Annotated in this window: 17 protein-coding genes; 8 read left to right on the top strand and 9 right to left on the bottom strand. The window is 65.9% G+C overall.

Annotated features, from left to right (window positions below):
- The first annotated feature begins 72 nt into the window (after positions 1–72).
- Positions 73–291: a hypothetical protein gene (locus tag V9L17_RS12935; RefSeq protein WP_337346208.1), complete on the top strand. Its 219-nt coding sequence runs from the start codon at positions 73–75 to the stop codon at positions 289–291.
- Between the two features lie 90 nt (positions 292–381).
- On the opposite strand, the gene V9L17_RS12940 is transcribed toward V9L17_RS12935, so the two are convergent.
- The gene (locus V9L17_RS12940) at positions 382–705 is read right to left on the bottom strand and encodes a hypothetical protein (protein ID WP_337346209.1); all 324 of its coding nucleotides are present in this window, start codon (positions 703–705) and stop codon (positions 382–384) included.
- A gap of 149 nt (positions 706–854) precedes the next feature.
- A complete protein-coding gene (locus tag V9L17_RS12945) occupies positions 855–1,208 on the bottom strand; it encodes a hypothetical protein (RefSeq protein WP_337346210.1) in 354 nt (117 codons plus the stop codon).
- A gap of 156 nt (positions 1,209–1,364) precedes the next feature.
- On the opposite strand from V9L17_RS12945, the gene V9L17_RS12950 reads away from it, so the two are divergent.
- The 3 genes from V9L17_RS12950 to V9L17_RS12960 all read left to right on the top strand — a co-directional run bounded on the left by V9L17_RS12950 (position 1,365) and on the right by V9L17_RS12960 (position 3,915).
- The gene (locus V9L17_RS12950) at positions 1,365–2,582 is read left to right on the top strand and encodes an MFS transporter (RefSeq protein ID WP_337346211.1); all 1,218 of its coding nucleotides are present in this window, start codon (positions 1,365–1,367) and stop codon (positions 2,580–2,582) included.
- A gap of 35 nt (positions 2,583–2,617) precedes the next feature.
- Positions 2,618–3,316 carry an esterase/lipase family protein gene (locus V9L17_RS12955; RefSeq protein WP_337346212.1) on the top strand — a complete coding sequence of 233 codons (699 nt, stop codon included), beginning with the start codon at positions 2,618–2,620 and terminating at the stop codon, positions 3,314–3,316.
- A 368-nt stretch (positions 3,317–3,684) separates the two neighbouring features.
- Positions 3,685–3,915: a zinc-ribbon domain-containing protein gene (locus tag V9L17_RS12960; RefSeq protein WP_337346213.1), complete on the top strand. Its 231-nt coding sequence runs from the start codon at positions 3,685–3,687 to the stop codon at positions 3,913–3,915.
- A 30-nt stretch (positions 3,916–3,945) separates the two neighbouring features.
- Here V9L17_RS12960 and V9L17_RS12965 read toward each other — a convergent pair whose 3' ends face one another.
- The 6 genes from V9L17_RS12965 to V9L17_RS12990 form a co-directional block, all read right to left on the bottom strand.
- The gene (locus V9L17_RS12965) at positions 3,946–4,392 is read right to left on the bottom strand and encodes a hypothetical protein (protein ID WP_337349942.1); all 447 of its coding nucleotides are present in this window, start codon (positions 4,390–4,392) and stop codon (positions 3,946–3,948) included.
- Positions 4,385–5,017: a signal peptidase I gene (locus V9L17_RS12970; protein ID WP_337346215.1), complete on the bottom strand. Its 633-nt coding sequence runs from the start codon at positions 5,015–5,017 to the stop codon at positions 4,385–4,387. The genes V9L17_RS12965 and V9L17_RS12970 overlap by 8 nt, the downstream gene beginning before the upstream one ends.
- A gap of 84 nt (positions 5,018–5,101) precedes the next feature.
- Positions 5,102–5,704 carry a TasA family protein gene (locus V9L17_RS12975; protein WP_337346216.1) on the bottom strand — a complete coding sequence of 201 codons (603 nt, stop codon included), beginning with the start codon at positions 5,702–5,704 and terminating at the stop codon, positions 5,102–5,104.
- 461 nt (positions 5,705–6,165) lie between these two features.
- Positions 6,166–7,074, bottom strand: a complete 909-nt coding sequence (locus V9L17_RS12980) for a phosphatase PAP2 family protein (protein ID WP_337346217.1) — start codon at positions 7,072–7,074, stop codon at positions 6,166–6,168.
- A gap of 117 nt (positions 7,075–7,191) precedes the next feature.
- Positions 7,192–8,379, bottom strand: coding sequence for an MFS transporter (locus V9L17_RS12985; protein ID WP_337351722.1), 1,188 nt, complete (start codon positions 8,377–8,379; stop codon positions 7,192–7,194).
- Positions 8,376–8,918 (bottom strand): Chromate resistance protein ChrB, encoded by a 543-nt coding sequence (locus tag V9L17_RS12990; RefSeq protein WP_337346219.1) that lies wholly within the window; start codon positions 8,916–8,918, stop codon positions 8,376–8,378. Before V9L17_RS12990 ends, V9L17_RS12985 begins: the two co-directional genes overlap by 4 nt.
- A gap of 231 nt (positions 8,919–9,149) precedes the next feature.
- On the opposite strand from V9L17_RS12990, the gene V9L17_RS12995 reads away from it, so the two are divergent.
- The 4 genes from V9L17_RS12995 to V9L17_RS13010 are packed head-to-tail and all read left to right on the top strand — an operon-like array spanning position 9,150 to position 13,898.
- A complete protein-coding gene (locus V9L17_RS12995; protein ID WP_337346220.1) occupies positions 9,150–10,568 on the top strand; it encodes an extracellular solute-binding protein in 1,419 nt (472 codons plus the stop codon).
- The gene (locus V9L17_RS13000) at positions 10,565–11,521 is read left to right on the top strand and encodes a carbohydrate ABC transporter permease (protein WP_337351723.1); all 957 of its coding nucleotides are present in this window, start codon (positions 10,565–10,567) and stop codon (positions 11,519–11,521) included. Before V9L17_RS12995 ends, V9L17_RS13000 begins: the two co-directional genes overlap by 4 nt.
- An 8-nt stretch (positions 11,522–11,529) precedes the next feature.
- The gene (locus V9L17_RS13005; protein ID WP_337351724.1) at positions 11,530–12,414 is read left to right on the top strand and encodes a carbohydrate ABC transporter permease; all 885 of its coding nucleotides are present in this window, start codon (positions 11,530–11,532) and stop codon (positions 12,412–12,414) included.
- Between the two features lie 29 nt (positions 12,415–12,443).
- On the top strand, positions 12,444–13,898 hold the full coding sequence (locus V9L17_RS13010; RefSeq protein WP_337351725.1) for a glycoside hydrolase family 32 protein: 1,455 nt from the start codon (positions 12,444–12,446) through the stop codon (positions 13,896–13,898).
- A 29-nt stretch (positions 13,899–13,927) separates the two neighbouring features.
- Here the strand turns inward: V9L17_RS13010 and V9L17_RS13015 are convergent, their stop codons facing one another.
- Positions 13,928–15,019, bottom strand: coding sequence for a LacI family DNA-binding transcriptional regulator (locus tag V9L17_RS13015; protein WP_337351726.1), 1,092 nt, complete (start codon positions 15,017–15,019; stop codon positions 13,928–13,930).
- Positions 15,020–15,123 lie beyond the last annotated feature (104 nt).

A 15,123-nucleotide genomic window follows, 5' to 3' on the forward strand; every position in this document is an offset into this window, starting at 1 on the left:
GCAGCGGCAGCCCTGTCACCGTTGGCCGCCTCAACTCCATCGAATTCAGGGACTTCTGCATTTTCGTACGGGGTGGCCACCCAGTACATCCGGCCTGCCGGCGCGGTGCCAACGATTGTGCTGGTGCGCGGCGGAACGCGGAACTACCTGGCTTCGAACAACATCGTCAGCAACGTACCGGCCCGGGTGGTGCTTGACGCGAGCACTGCCAAAACCAAGGTGATCTACTCCGCGGAAGACTCACGAATCCAGTCGTTCACTACTGACTACGTCAAAGTTCCCACTCCGTAGTCCGGGAAGATTCTGGTTCACAGGGACAGGCCCGGCATTCCGCAGTGGCGGTGTGTCGGGCCTGTCGTCTTTCTTGAATCCTGGAACGCCTCAGGCAGCGAGCAGTTGGCTCCTGTGGGGGGCCGCGGGCCTGGGAGGCAGGACGCTGAGTGTGCAGTGGGACTGGTGTGGATCAATTTTTGCCGGTAAGTGGTGCGTTTTGGAGCACGCCTCCAGCTGCTTCAGGGCCTCTGGATCCACATGGGCAGCCCGCATGTCCAGCTCCAGGTCGAGGCCTTCCTTCAGTGCGTTGGCGCGTTTCACCACGACATAGAGGGCCTGGACGTTGCGGACGGTGACGTGGCCCTTCGCCAAGACTTGGGCCTTGGCGTGATCGAGGTCAACCCGGACAAGAACGTTGAGCTTTTCGGTCAAGATGTACTGCCTTCCCCTTGAGGCTGCGACGCTGCAACCATTACCCTGGGCTCCTGCGACGCTGCAGTCGAACCCCGGGTGGCTGCGCCGTTGCAGCCTCGTCAAGCGTAGGCAATGCATGTGACCTAGGCAACACTTTGCCGAAGTTGTTACAAAGATGCCTCCAGCTTGGTGTCCAGGCCGCCGGCCAGTTCGGGCGCGGCCGCCATGGACCAGCGCTGGCTTTCCGGCTCGAAGCTGACCACCACGGAGGCCACGGCGATCCGGGCTCCGTCGATGGCGAGCAAAAGGGCGTCCTCCAAATGCCGCGCATACTCAAGCCGCTCAGACAGTGTGCCCTGAAGGTCACTGTCATCGATGAGGACGTGGCCCTTGCCATGCACGATGACCTTCAGCGAAAATCCCTGCTCCTCGTGCAGTGAACCGCGGGTTGATGCTATTTCAGTGACACTTTCCGCACGAACCAGGCTGTTGCTGATGGTGCGGAGCCATACGTCCCCCATGAAACCCTCCCTATTGGTTGCGGAGAACGGGTAGCAGCGTCCCCCCAAGGCAAACGGTAGTCCTCAAAGAGCCTCTTGTGACCCCCTAAATGTGCTTTGAATTACATTGCCGGGCCGGCGGAGCGGCTGTCCGGCCCGGGTCATAGGATAAATCTGATGACTTCGCCCGATGATCCCCAGCCGTTCAGCCTCCGCAGCATCGCCGTCCCCGCCTTTGGGCCTACCCTGCTGTTCGGGATCGGCACCGGCGCGGTCATGCCAATAGTCGCCCTGTCCGCCCGTGACCTGGGTGCGTCGGTGGCAGTTGCCGCACTGATAGTCACGCTGATCGGGCTGGGATCCTGGTTCTTCAACCTGCCCGCGTCCCTCGTGACGCTCAAGTTCGGCGAACGCGGGTCCATCGTTGGTGCCGCCGCTGCCGCCGCCCTGGCCCTCGCCGCCGCCGCGCTGGCCCCTCAGCTTCCTGAAGGCATCTGGCTGCTGGCGGCGGCAATGGTAGTAGTGGGCATGTCCTCCAGTGTGTTCGGGTTGGCCCGGCAGAAATACCTGACCGAAGCCGTGCCGCTCAACTACAGGGCCCGGGCGCTGTCCACCTTGGGCGGGGTGAACCGCATCGGCGTCTTCATCGGACCCTTCGCTGGTGCCGCCGTCATCCAGTTCGCCGGCCTCAGCGGCGCGTACTGGGTGGGCGTGGTGGCCATGCTGGGCGCCGCCCTGCTGTCCATCACCATCCCCGACCTCGAGGTTGCCGCTTCCGCTGCGGGCACCGACCAAGGCCCCCAGCCCACGCTCCGCAGCGTTGCTGTGTCCCACGCGGGGATCTTCCTCAGCCTGGGCCTGGGCATCCTGCTCCTGAGTGCACTGCGTTCCTCCCGTCAGGTGGTCATTCCGCTCTGGGCCGACCACCTGGGCATGGATGCCACGCAAGCGTCCCTCATCTACGGTATCTCCGGCGCGATCGACATGCTGGTGTTCTACCCCGCCGGCAAGCTAATGGACCGCCGCGGCCGGCAATGGGTGGCCATCCCGTCCACCGCGATCATGGGAACGGCTTTGCTGCTGATACCCCTGGCGGGCGGATTCATCGGCCTGCTGCTGGCCGGGATCCTCATCGGGTTCGGCAACGGAATCAGCTCCGGCCTGGTGATGACCCTCGGTGCCGACTTCTCGCCGGACCGCGGCCGCGGCCAGTTCCTTGGCCTGTGGCGGTTCATGGCAGACGCCGGCTCCACCGGCGGTCCACTGCTCCTCTCCGGGGTGACAGCGCTCGCGACGTTGGGCGCGGGGGTCTCAGCCACCGGCGTGCTGGGCTTCGCAGCGGCGGCCGTGTTCGCCGTCGTGATTCCCCGCCTCAAGCACCGCCGGAACTGTTGACACGGCAGCGCACCCAAAGCGGCTATCCTCAACAGATGGGTGACGACGCCGGTGTCAGCGGACCGCTGCAGAAGGCCCTGTGGTGGGCCGGGGACTACGCCTACGCCGCAGGGTGGCAGCTCCGCGGGATAGTCTCGCGCATCCAGCCGGGGTCTTTCCACCAAGGACACCTCAGTCCCGTTGTGATCATCCCGGGCGTTTACGAAAACTGGCAGTTTATGCTGCCTGTCATCCACGCCGTCCACGACGCCGGGCATCCCGTCCATGTGGTGACCATGCTGCAGCGGAACAAACTGGAAGTACCCGTCGCCGCGCGGCTGGTGGCGCAGCACCTCGAAGAAGCCGGCCTGACCGACGCGTCCATCGTGGCCCATAGCAAGGGCGGGCTGATCGGCAAATACCTCATGCTGTCCCTGGACCCCCAGCAGCGTGTCCGGCGCATGGTCACCGTGTGCACGCCGTTCTCCGGGTCGCGCTACGCGCGCTACATGCTGCTCCGCAGCCTGCGGATCTTCTCGCCCCGGAACGCCCTGACCCGGCAGATGGCGCGCGAGGAAGCCGTGAACAGCCGGATCAGCTCCATCTACGGCGTGTTCGATCCGCACATCCCCGAGGGCAGCGTCCTGCCCGGGGCCACGAACATCCAGCTCCCCAGCGCCGGGCATTTCCGGATCCTGGGCGAGCCTGAGACATCGCGGATCATTGTGGAGCAACTGAGGGCGCCCACTACCTGAAGAGGGTGCACGGGGGTGGTGGGACCGGCGGTGCTGGGGGAGGACAGCCCGGTCTCAGAGGCCATCCCACCGCCGGCCCCCGTATGAACCCGGCGGAGACGCCGCCGGGAAACGTGGGCATGACCGGTGCGGAAGGCCGGTGCCGACACCGCTGCGTTGTAGTGTCGGCCCGACCTTCCGTACCAGCCAGCATCATTCAAGCCGAATTGCCCTGGCCGGGCACGAGTAGCCGGTACTCGACTTTTGTTTGCCGGGGTACCCGCCTTACGGCGTTCTGTTCCGCGACGGGGATCGAAGTAGTCTTCTCGCTGACTTCCCGTAGAGTGGCTAATAACAAGCATGCTTACTATCACCGATTGGAAGGCGCAATGCTGCTGATTTTTGGACTCAAGACCGTCCTTCGCGCACTGCCTGGCAGGTCAGCCACCTGCCGGAACTGCGGACGCTTTTCCCAGCACTACCTCGATGAGGAGGCCCGGAAATTCACCCTGTTCTTCATCCCGGTCTTCACTACCTCCAAGGCCTACCGCATCACCTGCTCGAACTGCGGCATGGTTTCGAGCATCAATTCGCGGGAGAAGAAGGCATTGGTGGGGTAGGGAAGCAGGCTGAGTCGCCGAGCGAACGCCTTAGCACTGCAGATACTTAATGTAGGGCGGACCGGTCCACACATTCGTCGAACCGGGAACCTTGTACTGGCCCGTGATTTCCACCCGCCACGAACCTGCGAAGAGCATTGCCGAGGAGAACTTCCGCTGCGCAGGCTTGCTGAGGTCGCCGGTATAGACAGGAGTCGTGCTGGACCCGCTGTAAATTTTCAGCTCGTGGTAGTTGGCGTTGAGCACACGGTCGTAGCGAGTCACGGTGATGGTTGACAGGACGATGGCGCACTCAATCGTCACCGTCGTATGTTGAGCGGCCGGCGCGGGGAGGGTCGCAGCGCTGAATGGCGTCGCTACGCGGTTCATGCCCGAGAAAGCGGCGAATGCGGAGCCTGGGGCAAGCGTCACGCCCAAGGTCAGGGCCGTCACCACGCCCACGGCCCTTGCGACGGTACCCATTGCCGGCCTACTCACTGGCGGAGGGTTCCGGGTCCTTGCGCCAGATCGATCCCAACAACCCGATCAGCAGGACGGCGGGCGCCCCGTACATGAGCGTGTTGAGGACAAGTGGCTGGCGCAGGTACCGGATGGCTTGGCCCACGTAGGGCACGGTGAGGATGTGCTGGTCGACGGTTGTTCCTTGCAGGGTTGCGGTCCAAGGGTCTGCGCGCCTGTTGGCGTCCCCCTTGGTGCGTACCGCCATCGAACCGTCCGCATTGGTAAGGATCTCGGCGACCCTGTGGGTCTCCACCCGGTGGTCCTCAACGGGAATGTGGTACGTGATGATGTCTCCCACGCGGATCTCGCTGATGGGCGTGGGAACAGTGACCACCACGTCCCCGGGGTTGATCAGCGGGGACATGGAGCCGGTGAGCATGGTGGACGTCTGGTAGCCGAAAACCCGGGGCCCCAAGGCCAAAAACAGGAACGCGGCCATAGCGACGGCGACCATCACAGTGCTCAGGATGCTGATGGTCCTGCTCGCGATGGCTTTGGCCCTGGAGGCCCCGACGCCCCGTTGGGGGGTGTGGGGGCGCCGGGACGAGTGAGGAGCTGCTGCTGTGCCGTTTGCCGAGGCAAGGTCGGTTACTGTGCTCATCGCTATGCAGCCCCTAGGTTGGATTGCGTGATTCGGGAAGGTTGCCTGACGGTGCCGGGTTCACAGCACCGTCAGGTGGCCGTGCTAGTTGACGGTGCCGGTACGCTGCGTGGCGTTGAACGTGAAGTCGATGGTGCTGCTGGCGCCCTGGAAGGAGTTGCCCGCAGTGGTGGGCAGCGAGGTGGTGATCTTCAAGTGGTCTGCCGAGGCTGCGGTGAGGGAGGAAAGGCCGCTCAGGGCCTTGTCCGCGCCGATGACTGAACCACTGGCGAGGACAGACGTCTCCGTTCCGGAGCAGGTGTCAACGGCGTTTGCCACGGCGGTCCAGGCCACGCTGCACGCTGCGATGGTGAGCTGCAGGCCGTTGGTTGCGTCGCTGGTCAGGAGCGAGGGAGTCGCGGTGCTGACGGTGAGCTTGACGGCATTGAGGTTGGAGTCGCCGGTGTTGCTCAGGGTGGCAAACTTTTCCACCGAGTCGCCGGGGAGAAGGTTCGTGACGGGCACGCTCAGTGTGCCGGGATCGGTGAGGTCGATGACCACGGTGCCGGCCGTGACGGCCTGGTCCACAGTGGTGGTGCTGCCGGTAAATGCACCGTATGTCCCCATGCCCGCAACGGCGGCTGCAGTGCCCACCAGGGCCACCGAAGCGAGAATCTTGCCTGACGTGGTTTTGATGCTGAGACCCATGAGATTTTCCTTTACGTGAAGAGGGCCCACCCCCAAGCGGGCCGGCCGCCCCCCAGTGGGCCAGCCGTTCTGCCTAGCCCTTCCGGGCTGGCAACAACCACTCTTCACGTACTCGATCAAAGAACACCGGGGTAATTCCTCAAGCTTGACTCAAGAAATACTTGTGCCGTTTGTGCTTTCCACGCTTTCGCGGCGGGCTTGCAGGAGCAGCCGATGGTGTGGGTTCCCACATCAGCGCAAAGGGGAGCGGCTTTGTCCTGTTTGACGGTGCTATACATGAGCCATGCGCGTTACAGTGCCCGCCGGGGAAGACCGGGACTCAGTGGATTGCCCCCATCAGTTCGTTGGCCGCTGCGATGAGTGCTCCGGACGGATGGGGCGTGTCGAAGCGGACTTTAGGAGGGACGAGGGCGTTGAAGCCTAGCCAGCACGTCCAAGTCCAGGTCTCGAATGGGTGACCGTCAGCGCTCCGGTGAGTCCCGCCGTCGTGCGGCATACGCGAACAGCGACGTCGTGGCCACGGTCGCCAGATACCCGGCGATCACAATGAGCGCGATGCCCGCCCAGAAGTAATTCGTTGTGCTGGATTCCTGTGCCGGGCCGGGGGCGATCCTCGCCAGCGAGTACACAGCCACGGCAGCCGACACCAGGCCGATCAGCACCGGCAGCGCCAGCCAGATCTTGGCTGAACCCACATGCCTGCCGAAGCCGTCCCACACATTCCAGGACCCGTCGTGGCGCACGATCAGCCAGCCGGCCGGGATCATAAACGCCCCCACCAGCAGGAACGCGGCCACTACGTCGGCAGGCCGGTGCCACTGGTTGATCAGCGTGGATACGCCTGACGCGATCGCAAACGTGCCGCCCACGAAACCGGCCATCGGGCGCCAGCGCGGGGAAGCCATCAGGAACACTGCAGCGGCCGCGGACGCCGCCAGCGTGGTGTGCCCGGACGGCAGCGAATTCAGCTCCAGCGTCACCACGCCCTTATCCGGGCGGGCCGGCAGCACGTCCTTGAGCACCTGGGTGGCCACGTTCGCGCCGATACACGCGGCGATGGCGATCCCCGCGGCCGTCCAGCGGCGCCGGATCACCGTGACAAACAGGACGACGACGGCGGCCATCAGCAGGGAGATGGTGGGGAGCCAATCGAGGAACTCGGTGGCTGCCTTGCCGGCAGGGCCGTGGATGTCAACGGCTTCAACCAGGGCGGACTCATCGATGAACTGGCCCGTGGTGGTCTGGACGAAGTAGTAGTACGTGGCGATCAGTCCCACGATGCAGGCCAACGTGGCGAAAGCGAACATAAAGCCGGAGCCCGGGGCGGGGCGCAGCTGGGTCCGGGCCTGGGCCTGTCGTGAAAAGGTCATCAGTTAAGGGTGTCACAGAAATCTGGGAGCCCGCTTCACCCAACTAGGTAGCAGCAGATGTCGTTATGAAGGCTCAAAACGACATCTGCTGCTACCTAGTTGGGCGGGGGGTGGGCATTACGTGGATGGGGGTGCGTTCGCCGGGGCGAGCCGAGGGATGCTGGCCACTGCTATCAGCAGCGCCAGGGCACCGAGACCGAACGGCAGCGCGGTGAGGGTGGCCACCCCGCCTACCAGCAGCGGCCCGCCGGCGTCGCCCAGTTCCCGCCCGAGTTCGGCCGAGCCCATGGTGCGGCCCATGCGCTCCGGCGGCGTGGTGTCCGCCAGATGCGCGAAACCCAGGGGCGTGGCCGCCCCGACGCCCACTCCGATCGCTGCGGCGGCGATGAAAATCGTGACCGGTCCCGGGGCGACGGCCAGCAGTGTGACGCCTGCCGCGATGAGGAGGAGTCCCGCCGTCGTGCCCTTGTTGTCGCTGATGCCGTTCCGGTCCCGCATCCTGCCGATCCGCGACTGGGTCAGCACGGAGCCGAGCGCGAGGAGGCTGACGGCCGCCGTACCGGCCACGGCGTCCATGCCGTGCCGGGTGGCCAGTGCCGGAAGGAAGCCGACGGCGGCTCCGAGTGCCGCCGTCGACGCCGCCAGCACCAGTGTGGGGACGAGGAACCTCCGTTCCCCCACCTGCCGCGCGAGGTCCAGCACTGTGTAGCGCTGGCGGGGGAGTGGTTCCAGGTGCGGAACGGTCAGTAGGACCCACACCCCAGTGGCTGCCGCGAGTGCCGAGAGGGTGCCGAACAGCAGGGCGAAGCCGCCGGCCCAGATCAGCCCGGCACCCAGCAGCGGCCCGATGATGTAGCCAAGGCTCTTCCACGATCCGTACCTGCCGAAGTACGTGCCCGCCTTCCCGCCGCGGGCCATCCGGGCAACCATGGCCGACGACGCTGGGGAGAATGCGGACGCGGCGGCGCCCTGCCCGAGCCGGGCCAGCGCCAACATCAGCGGGTCTGCCGCCCAGAGGCCGATCAGCGACAATGCTGCAAAGGCCATGAGCCCGCCGACGATGACCGGTTTGGCGCCGATCCGGTCGCTGAGGGCGCCGAAAACTGGCTTGAGGAAGACCTCGGAGATGTCGTACAGGGCCAGGAGGATGCCCAGGTTGAGCAGCGTCAGGCCGATGTTGTCGCTCTGGGCGCCCAGGCCCGCGGCGATGCTGTGCGCGCCGAACGCAGTGACGAATCCGGCGGCGTACAAAGGGGCGGATGAAGCGCTCGTGGCGCGGGTCTGGGCGGTACCGGCAGGGGTCATGAATGCACCTCGCCGTAAACGAGGGCGGCGAAGGTGTCCAGGGCGTCAATGCAGGCAGCGAGGCTTTGGTCGGCGCTCGCCGCCGCGGGGCTGCCGAATACGTCCTTACTTCGGATCGCCCGGAACCAGCGCCGGAGCCGGTCCAGGCTCTGCTCTTCCTCTTCGAGCTCGGCAAGCGTGAATTTCTGCTTGGCGATCTCCTTGGCGATTTCGTCTGTGAACTTGCCGCAGTCGGCGGTGAACTCGGCCCACTCGTCCGCACGCGCGGCATGGAACAGTTGGCGCAGGCGGCCCGCGTCGTCGTCGGCCGGTCCGGTAGTGAGCAGCAGCAATTCGCCCTTGCCCGCCTGAGCCAGCTCCTTGGCCTTCATTGCACCCTCGCGGCAGGCGGGAACGTCTGGAGCGGTCCAAGCGCCCTGGCCGACGGGGACTGCGCCGAATCGCCTGAGCTCGCGCCACACTGCCACGCGATGCCGCGACGGCTCCGACGGAACCTGCACGAGCATTACAAGCCAGGAAACCTGTTCAAGTGAAGTCACACCTTGGAGTGTAACAACTGTTACAACGATAGGAGTGCAGTCTGCCTTCCATCCAACTAGGTAGCAGCAGATGCTGTTTTGGAGGCTCAAAACAGCATCTGCTGCTACCTAGTTGGGTGGGGGTGGCGGGGTCCCTCGGAGGCGGGCATGGGAACGTCACTTAACGTGATGCTTGACACGTGTTAGGTCAAGGATCTAAGCTACCTAACACGTGTTAGGAAGGAATTTGTTATGACCGGTGCCACCACTGGCCTGCGTGAAATCTCACGCCGGACCGCCCTTGGCGCCCTGGGAGTAGGAATTGTGGGAGCAACCGTGGCGTCGTGGCCACGGCTTTCCGGAACCGACATTCCCGGGCGAGGGGACAACAGCCTCAGCATTGCCATCTTGGGAACCGCCGCCGATGCCGCCGCCCGCCAGCGGGCCATCGACGCGTTCACCCGCCTCCACCCGGATATCCGGGTCAAAGTCCAGGCCATCCAGGCCGTGGACTGGAAAGACTTCTTTACCAAGATCCTCACCATGGTGGCCGCCGGCACACCGCCGGACGTTGTCTACGTCGCCACCGAAGGCGCGCAGCTCTTCGCCGACAAGCTGGCCCATCCACTGGACGAATACCTGCGCCGCGACGCCGCGGACATGACAGAGTTCTTCGCCGACGTCCACCCGAGCCTCGTGGAGGCCTTCATGTACAAGGGCAGCCTGTTCCAGCTCCCCATGGACTGGAACGCCGCCAACATGTACTACAACACCGCCGCCTTCGCCCAGGCGGGGCTGCAACGCCCGGCGGATGACTGGACCAACGTGGACTTCCGCAACGGACTCGCCGCCATGCGTAAAGCCCGGCCGTCAGATTTCACCCCTTATTACTGGACCAACAGGCTCTTCGGCGGCGTGGTGCCCTGGCTCTACGCCAACGACACCAGCTTCCTGAAGGAAACCCGGTCCGCCGGGGGTGACTGGCTTTGGGACAGCTTCTACGCCAACGATCCCTCCCGCAGCCTGCGCTCCGGCGGCTACCAGTGGCTCGAGCCCAACGCCGATGACCCACGCGTGTTCGAGACATTCGACTACCTGCGGGGCCTGGTCAAGGACGGGCTGGGCGTCCGCCCGGAGGAGGGCGGCGGCGGTTCCCTGGTGGGATTGTTCGCATCCAACCGGATCGGCACCACCCCGGCCGGGGGCTACTGGGTCCAGGGCCTGCACGAGGCAGGCATGAAGGAGAACGACTTCGACGTGGCCTTCTTCCCCAAATGGCGGACCCAGCGGCACCAGTTCGGCACGGCCGGATACGCCATCATGAAGACGGCCAAGGACAAGGACGCCGCCTGGGAATGGATCAAGTTCAGTGCCTCCCGCGAGGCCATGGAGCTGATCTTTCCCAATCCCGCGACCACGCCGGCCCGCCGTTCCATGGTCGACGAAGCCCTGTACGCGGGCAAGGGCCCGGCCCACTGGAAGGTCTTCTACGACACGCTGGACAAGTTCCCCACTACCGGGCCCATTCCGGCACCGCCCCAGCAGGCCGCCGTCGAAACGGCCCTGATGAAGAACGTCTCGCTGGCCGTCAGCGGGGACGAACGCCAGCTCAAACAGGCCCTCGAGTCCATGCAGCGCGATCTTGAAATTGCCCTGAGGAGGCAGTCATGAGCACCACCATCCCTCGCCGGGAGCGGCCAAAGCAGGCCGCCAGCCCGGCTTCCCCCGGGGCGGCGGCCGCTGCATCCGGACGGCACAGCCAACGCTGGCTGGCCTGGATCTTCCTTGCCCCCACCATCGTGGGCATGGGCCTGTTCACCCTGGTGCCCATCATTGCGTCGGTGGTCCTGGCGTTCTTCCGCTGGGACATCATTTCCGCCCCGACGTTCGTGGGCTTCGACAACTTCGCCGAAGTGGTCCAGGACCCCACGGTCCGGGTGTCCTTCCTGAACACGATCGCCTTTGTGGTGGTGGCCGTGGCCCTCCAACTGGGCCTGGCCCTGGCGCTCGCGGTCATGGTGCAGGAGAAGATGCCGTCGTGGCTGCGGACCGTCTTCCGCTCGGCGTTCTTCTTCCCGCTGATCCTCTCCGCCGCCTCGGTATCCATCTTCATGCGGTACCTCTTCAACGAGCAGTTCGGCGTGGTCAACTGGTTCCTGTCCCTCGCAGGCATCCCCGCGGTGCCGTGGCTGACCACCCCCGGCGGGTCCGCCGCCGTCGTCATCCTGGTCTATGTGTGGCAGAACTTCGGGTTCTCGTTCCTGCTGTTCATCGGCGGGCTGGCCTCCATTCCCGCCGAAACCTACGAGGCGGCGTCCCTGGATGGCGCCACCGGGTGGCGCAAGCACGTCTACGTCACCCTGCCGCTGCTGAGCCCCACCACCCTGCTGGCCTCGGTCATGGCCATGATCAGCGCGCTCCAGGTGTTCGACCAGCCGTACGTGCTGACCCGCGGCGGCCCCGGAGATTCCACCCGCACCGCCGTGATGGTGATCTTCGAGTCCGCGTTCCAGCGCCTGGAATTCGGCCAGGCCTCGGCCATCGGCGTGATCCTCACCCTGATCATCATGGCCATCACAGCCGCGCAGTTCCGGCTCAGCAAACGATTCGTCTTCTACCAGTAAGGCCAGCCATGTCTACCACTACAGCGCGGGTATCGGCCCGCACGGCCCCCGGTAATCCCACCCGGCCACGCCGCAAGCCGAACTGGAACCTGGCCGCCCGGGTTGTCCTGCTGACCTTCGCGGCAGCCCTGACCTTGGGCCCGGTTCTGTGGACCCTGTCCACGTCGCTTCGGACGCCGTCGGAATCGTTCAAGCTGCCGCCGTCGTTCTTCCCCCTGAACCCGGACTTCACGTCCTACGCGCAGGTCTTCCAGCAGTTGGACATCTATATCCTGGTGCTGAACAGTGCCCTGGTCACCGGACTCATCGCGGTCGGCCAGATGGTTACCGCCGCGATGGCCGGCTATGCCTTCGCCAACCTCAAGTTCCGCGGCCGGGGGGCTCTGTTCTCGATCGTGCTGGCCACCATGATGGTGCCGGTCCAGGTGACCATCGTGCCGGTGTTTATGCTGATCCGCGGCATGGGCCTCTCGGACACCCTCCTGGCCCTGATCCTGCCCGCCATTCCGACGGCGTTCGGCACCTTCCTGATGCGCCAGTACTTCCTGGGGCTGCCCACCGACCTCGCGGAAGCTGCGGCGATCGACGGCGCCACACCGTGGCGCACCTTCCGCTCCGTCTACGCGCCCCTGGCCGTCCCGGGCATGGCAATTGTGGGCATCCTGGCCTTCAACTTCCACTGGAACGAGTTCTTCCGCCCCCTCATCATGACCATCTCGGAGCGGAACTTCACCCTTCCGCTGGGCCTCGTCTCACTCCAGGGAAACCTGGGCACGGGCAGCATCTCGGTGGTCCTGGCAGGCGTGGTCCTTTCCATGATTCCGGCCCTGGTGGTCTTCATCTTCGGCCAGCGCGCGCTGCAGGACGGTCTCACCGCCGGCAGCGGCAAGTAACTTCTCCACCTTCTGAAAGGCTAACTTCCATGTCATCCCCGGACCTTGCCGCCACCAACTTCGCCAGCCTGGCCGCGGCCCACCCGGACCCAGCGTTCCCGCAATTCCACCCCCGCCCCGCCCAAGGCTGGATCAACGACCCAAACGGCGTCAGCCACATCAACGGCCGGTACCACGTCTTTTTCCAGTACAACCCCGAGTCCGCCCGGCACCACCGGATCGCGTGGGGCCACGTCAGCTCCGCCGACCTGGTGCGCTGGGTCGAACACCCGGTTGCTTTGAGGCCGCAGGACGGCGGGCCGGACGAGTACGGCTGCTGGACGGGTGTGGTTACGGACGACGGCGGTGTCCCCACCGCTGCGTACTCGGGCGTGCGTGGCGACGGTGGCCACTCCCAGGTGGTCATCTCCCGTGGTTCCGCGGACCTGGTGCACTGGACACAGGACGGGCACGTCGCCGCGTCCATGCCGGCCGACCCGCAGGTGACGGCAGTCCGGGACCCGTTCATCTTCCGCTTCAACGGCAAGCGCTACGCCATGCAGGGTGCCGGCCTCGCTTCCGGCCACGCGGCCCTGCTGCTGTACACGGTGGAGGATCTGTCCGACTGGAAATACCAGGGCATCTGGCTGACCTCCGAAAACCCGGTCGCTGCTGCCCACACTCCGGCCGAGATCTGGGAATGCCCGCAGCTGGTGCACGTGCCGGCCAGTTCCCGGGGAGACGATTCTTCCCAGGATGCGTGGGTGATGATGTTCTCGCTGTGGCTGGCCGGTGACCAGCACGAGCACGCCAACGGGGTGGGCCACTTGATCGGTTCGCTGGCCGAGGACCCCGCCACCGGGCTGCCCGTGTTTTCCCCGCAGACCGGCGGGAAGTCGGACCTGGGCCGGGACTTCTACGCGCCCCAGATCCTGCAGTTGCAGGATGGCCCTGCTGCCGGTGCTGCTGCCGAACCGAAGGCGATGCTGTGGGGCTGGGCCAACGAAGGGCCGGGTCGGGATGGCCGGCGCGGCCGGAGCCAAGACGAGATCGACGCTGCAGGCTGGGCAGGCGTGCTGACCCACCCGCGGCTGCTGTCGGTCGTGGACGGAGAGCTGGCCGTGGCACCGGCACCGGAAGTGGATGCCTACCGGGGCTCCCAGGTGGCTGTCCAGGCGGACGGGAGTGTTGTGCTGCCGCCGTTTGCCGAGGCTGTGGTGGCCGCCCACCCCGGCGGGCCGGCCGCGCTCGCTGCGGACGCCGTCGTCGAACTTTCCCTGGTGGCCGGGGACGGCACGGATGCCTCCCGCCAGGTGGTGTTCAGCGGTGAGCTGGCCGCAGGGGAGGAGCTCCGGGTGTTTGTGGACGCGTCGCTGGTGGAGGTTTACCGGACCGGTGCCGTGGCCACCACGCTGCGGGCGTACCCGGCGCCCGGCGAACGGTGGGTCCTGCAGTTGCCGGCGGGTGCTGCCGCCACTGTGTGGCAGCTGGAACAGCCAAAGTAGGGGCCGTTGGTGGTCCCTGCCGGTCGGCGTCAGCCCCGGCCGGCGGGGACCGGTCCCGTGGATTCGCGGACCACCAGCCGGCCCGGTACCAGGGTCTCGATCGGTTGGCGCCAGGCAGGCTTCACGTCCTCGTCTGGGGTGCCATCGTTGGGCTGGGGCTCCGCTGCCAGCTCCTGGAGCAGTCCGGTCATCGCGGCCTCCCCCATCTCACGCAGCGGCAGGGCCATGGTGGTGAGGGCCGGGACCATGGTTGAGGCAATGCGGAATTCGTCGTCGTAGCCCATGACTGAGAGATCCTGCGGGATGGAAAGGCCCAGCCGGTTGGCAGCGAGTACCACGCCGATGGCCAGCCGGTCGTTGGCGCAGACGATCGCGGTGGGGCGGTCCGCAGCGGCCACGCCGTCCAGGAGTTTCATGGCCCCGTGGAAACCGGCGTCGATGTCCCAGCCCACCTGGAGGATCCGGCCCGGAGGAACCGGCAGGCCGGCGGCCTCAAACGCGCCGCGGTGGCCTTGGATACGGCGTGGGGCAGCGGGCGTGAGGTTGTCGCCCGCCAGGAACGCGATGTCCCTGTGGCCCAACTCCAGCAGGTGCTTGGCCGCCTCCCGGCCGCCGCGGACCTCGTCGGGAATGACGGCGGGAACACCGGCGTCCGGGCGGTCATCGAAGCAGTTTGCCAGCACCGACGGCACGCTCAGCATGTTGGGCGGGACGTGCAGGGGGCGCAAGCCCACCGTGACATACATCAGCCCGTCCACCTGGCGGTCCAGCAGCGTGGCGACGGCCCCCTCGTCGCGGGCCTCGTCCAGCTCCGTGTCCATCACCACGGTGACAAAACCCTGGGTTCTGGCCACGGCGTCGGCGCCTGCGATGATGTTGCCGTCGAAGGGGCTGGTGACCACCTGGTCTGAGACGATCCCGATGATGCGCGACCGGCGGTTCCGGAGGCTCACGGCGATGGTGTTGGGCGTGTAGTTCAGGGCGGCGGCAGCTTCGCGGATCCGGTCCTGGCTCTCCTTCGCCACGTTCCCGTCGCCGCGGCCGTTGAGTACCAGCGACACAGCGCTGCGGGACACCCCAGCGAGTTTGGCGACATCCAAGGCTGTGGCTTTGCGATTCATGGAGGGGACCCTTCGGACTGCTGTGTTTCTCGCAGTCTACCTAACGCGTGTGAGGGATGCCCGGACCGCCCAACTGGGTAGCAGCAGATGTCGTTATGGGACCC

Source organism: Pseudarthrobacter sp. CCNWLW207 (genome assembly GCF_037203945.1).
GTDB lineage: Bacteria > Actinomycetota > Actinomycetes > Actinomycetales > Micrococcaceae > Arthrobacter.

Coding starts and splice junctions, on each gene's coding strand:
- V9L17_RS12945 (WP_337346210.1), bottom strand. CDS start 1,208: ATGGGGGACGTATGGCTCCGCACCATCAGCAACAGCCTGGTTCGTGCG.
- V9L17_RS12950 (WP_337346211.1), top strand. CDS start 1,365: ATGACTTCGCCCGATGATCCCCAGCCGTTCAGCCTCCGCAGCATCGCC.
- V9L17_RS12955 (WP_337346212.1), top strand. CDS start 2,618: ATGGGTGACGACGCCGGTGTCAGCGGACCGCTGCAGAAGGCCCTGTGG.
- V9L17_RS12960 (WP_337346213.1), top strand. CDS start 3,685: ATGCTGCTGATTTTTGGACTCAAGACCGTCCTTCGCGCACTGCCTGGC.
- V9L17_RS12970 (WP_337346215.1), bottom strand. CDS start 5,017: ATGAGCACAGTAACCGACCTTGCCTCGGCAAACGGCACAGCAGCAGCT.
- V9L17_RS12975 (WP_337346216.1), bottom strand. CDS start 5,704: ATGGGTCTCAGCATCAAAACCACGTCAGGCAAGATTCTCGCTTCGGTG.
- V9L17_RS12980 (WP_337346217.1), bottom strand. CDS start 7,074: ATGACCTTTTCACGACAGGCCCAGGCCCGGACCCAGCTGCGCCCCGCC.
- V9L17_RS12985 (WP_337351722.1), bottom strand. CDS start 8,379: ATGACCCCTGCCGGTACCGCCCAGACCCGCGCCACGAGCGCTTCATCC.
- V9L17_RS12995 (WP_337346220.1), top strand. CDS start 9,150: ATGACCGGTGCCACCACTGGCCTGCGTGAAATCTCACGCCGGACCGCC.
- V9L17_RS13000 (WP_337351723.1), top strand. CDS start 10,565: ATGAGCACCACCATCCCTCGCCGGGAGCGGCCAAAGCAGGCCGCCAGC.
- V9L17_RS13005 (WP_337351724.1), top strand. CDS start 11,530: ATGTCTACCACTACAGCGCGGGTATCGGCCCGCACGGCCCCCGGTAAT.
- V9L17_RS13010 (WP_337351725.1), top strand. CDS start 12,444: ATGTCATCCCCGGACCTTGCCGCCACCAACTTCGCCAGCCTGGCCGCG.
- V9L17_RS13015 (WP_337351726.1), bottom strand. CDS start 15,019: ATGAATCGCAAAGCCACAGCCTTGGATGTCGCCAAACTCGCTGGGGTG.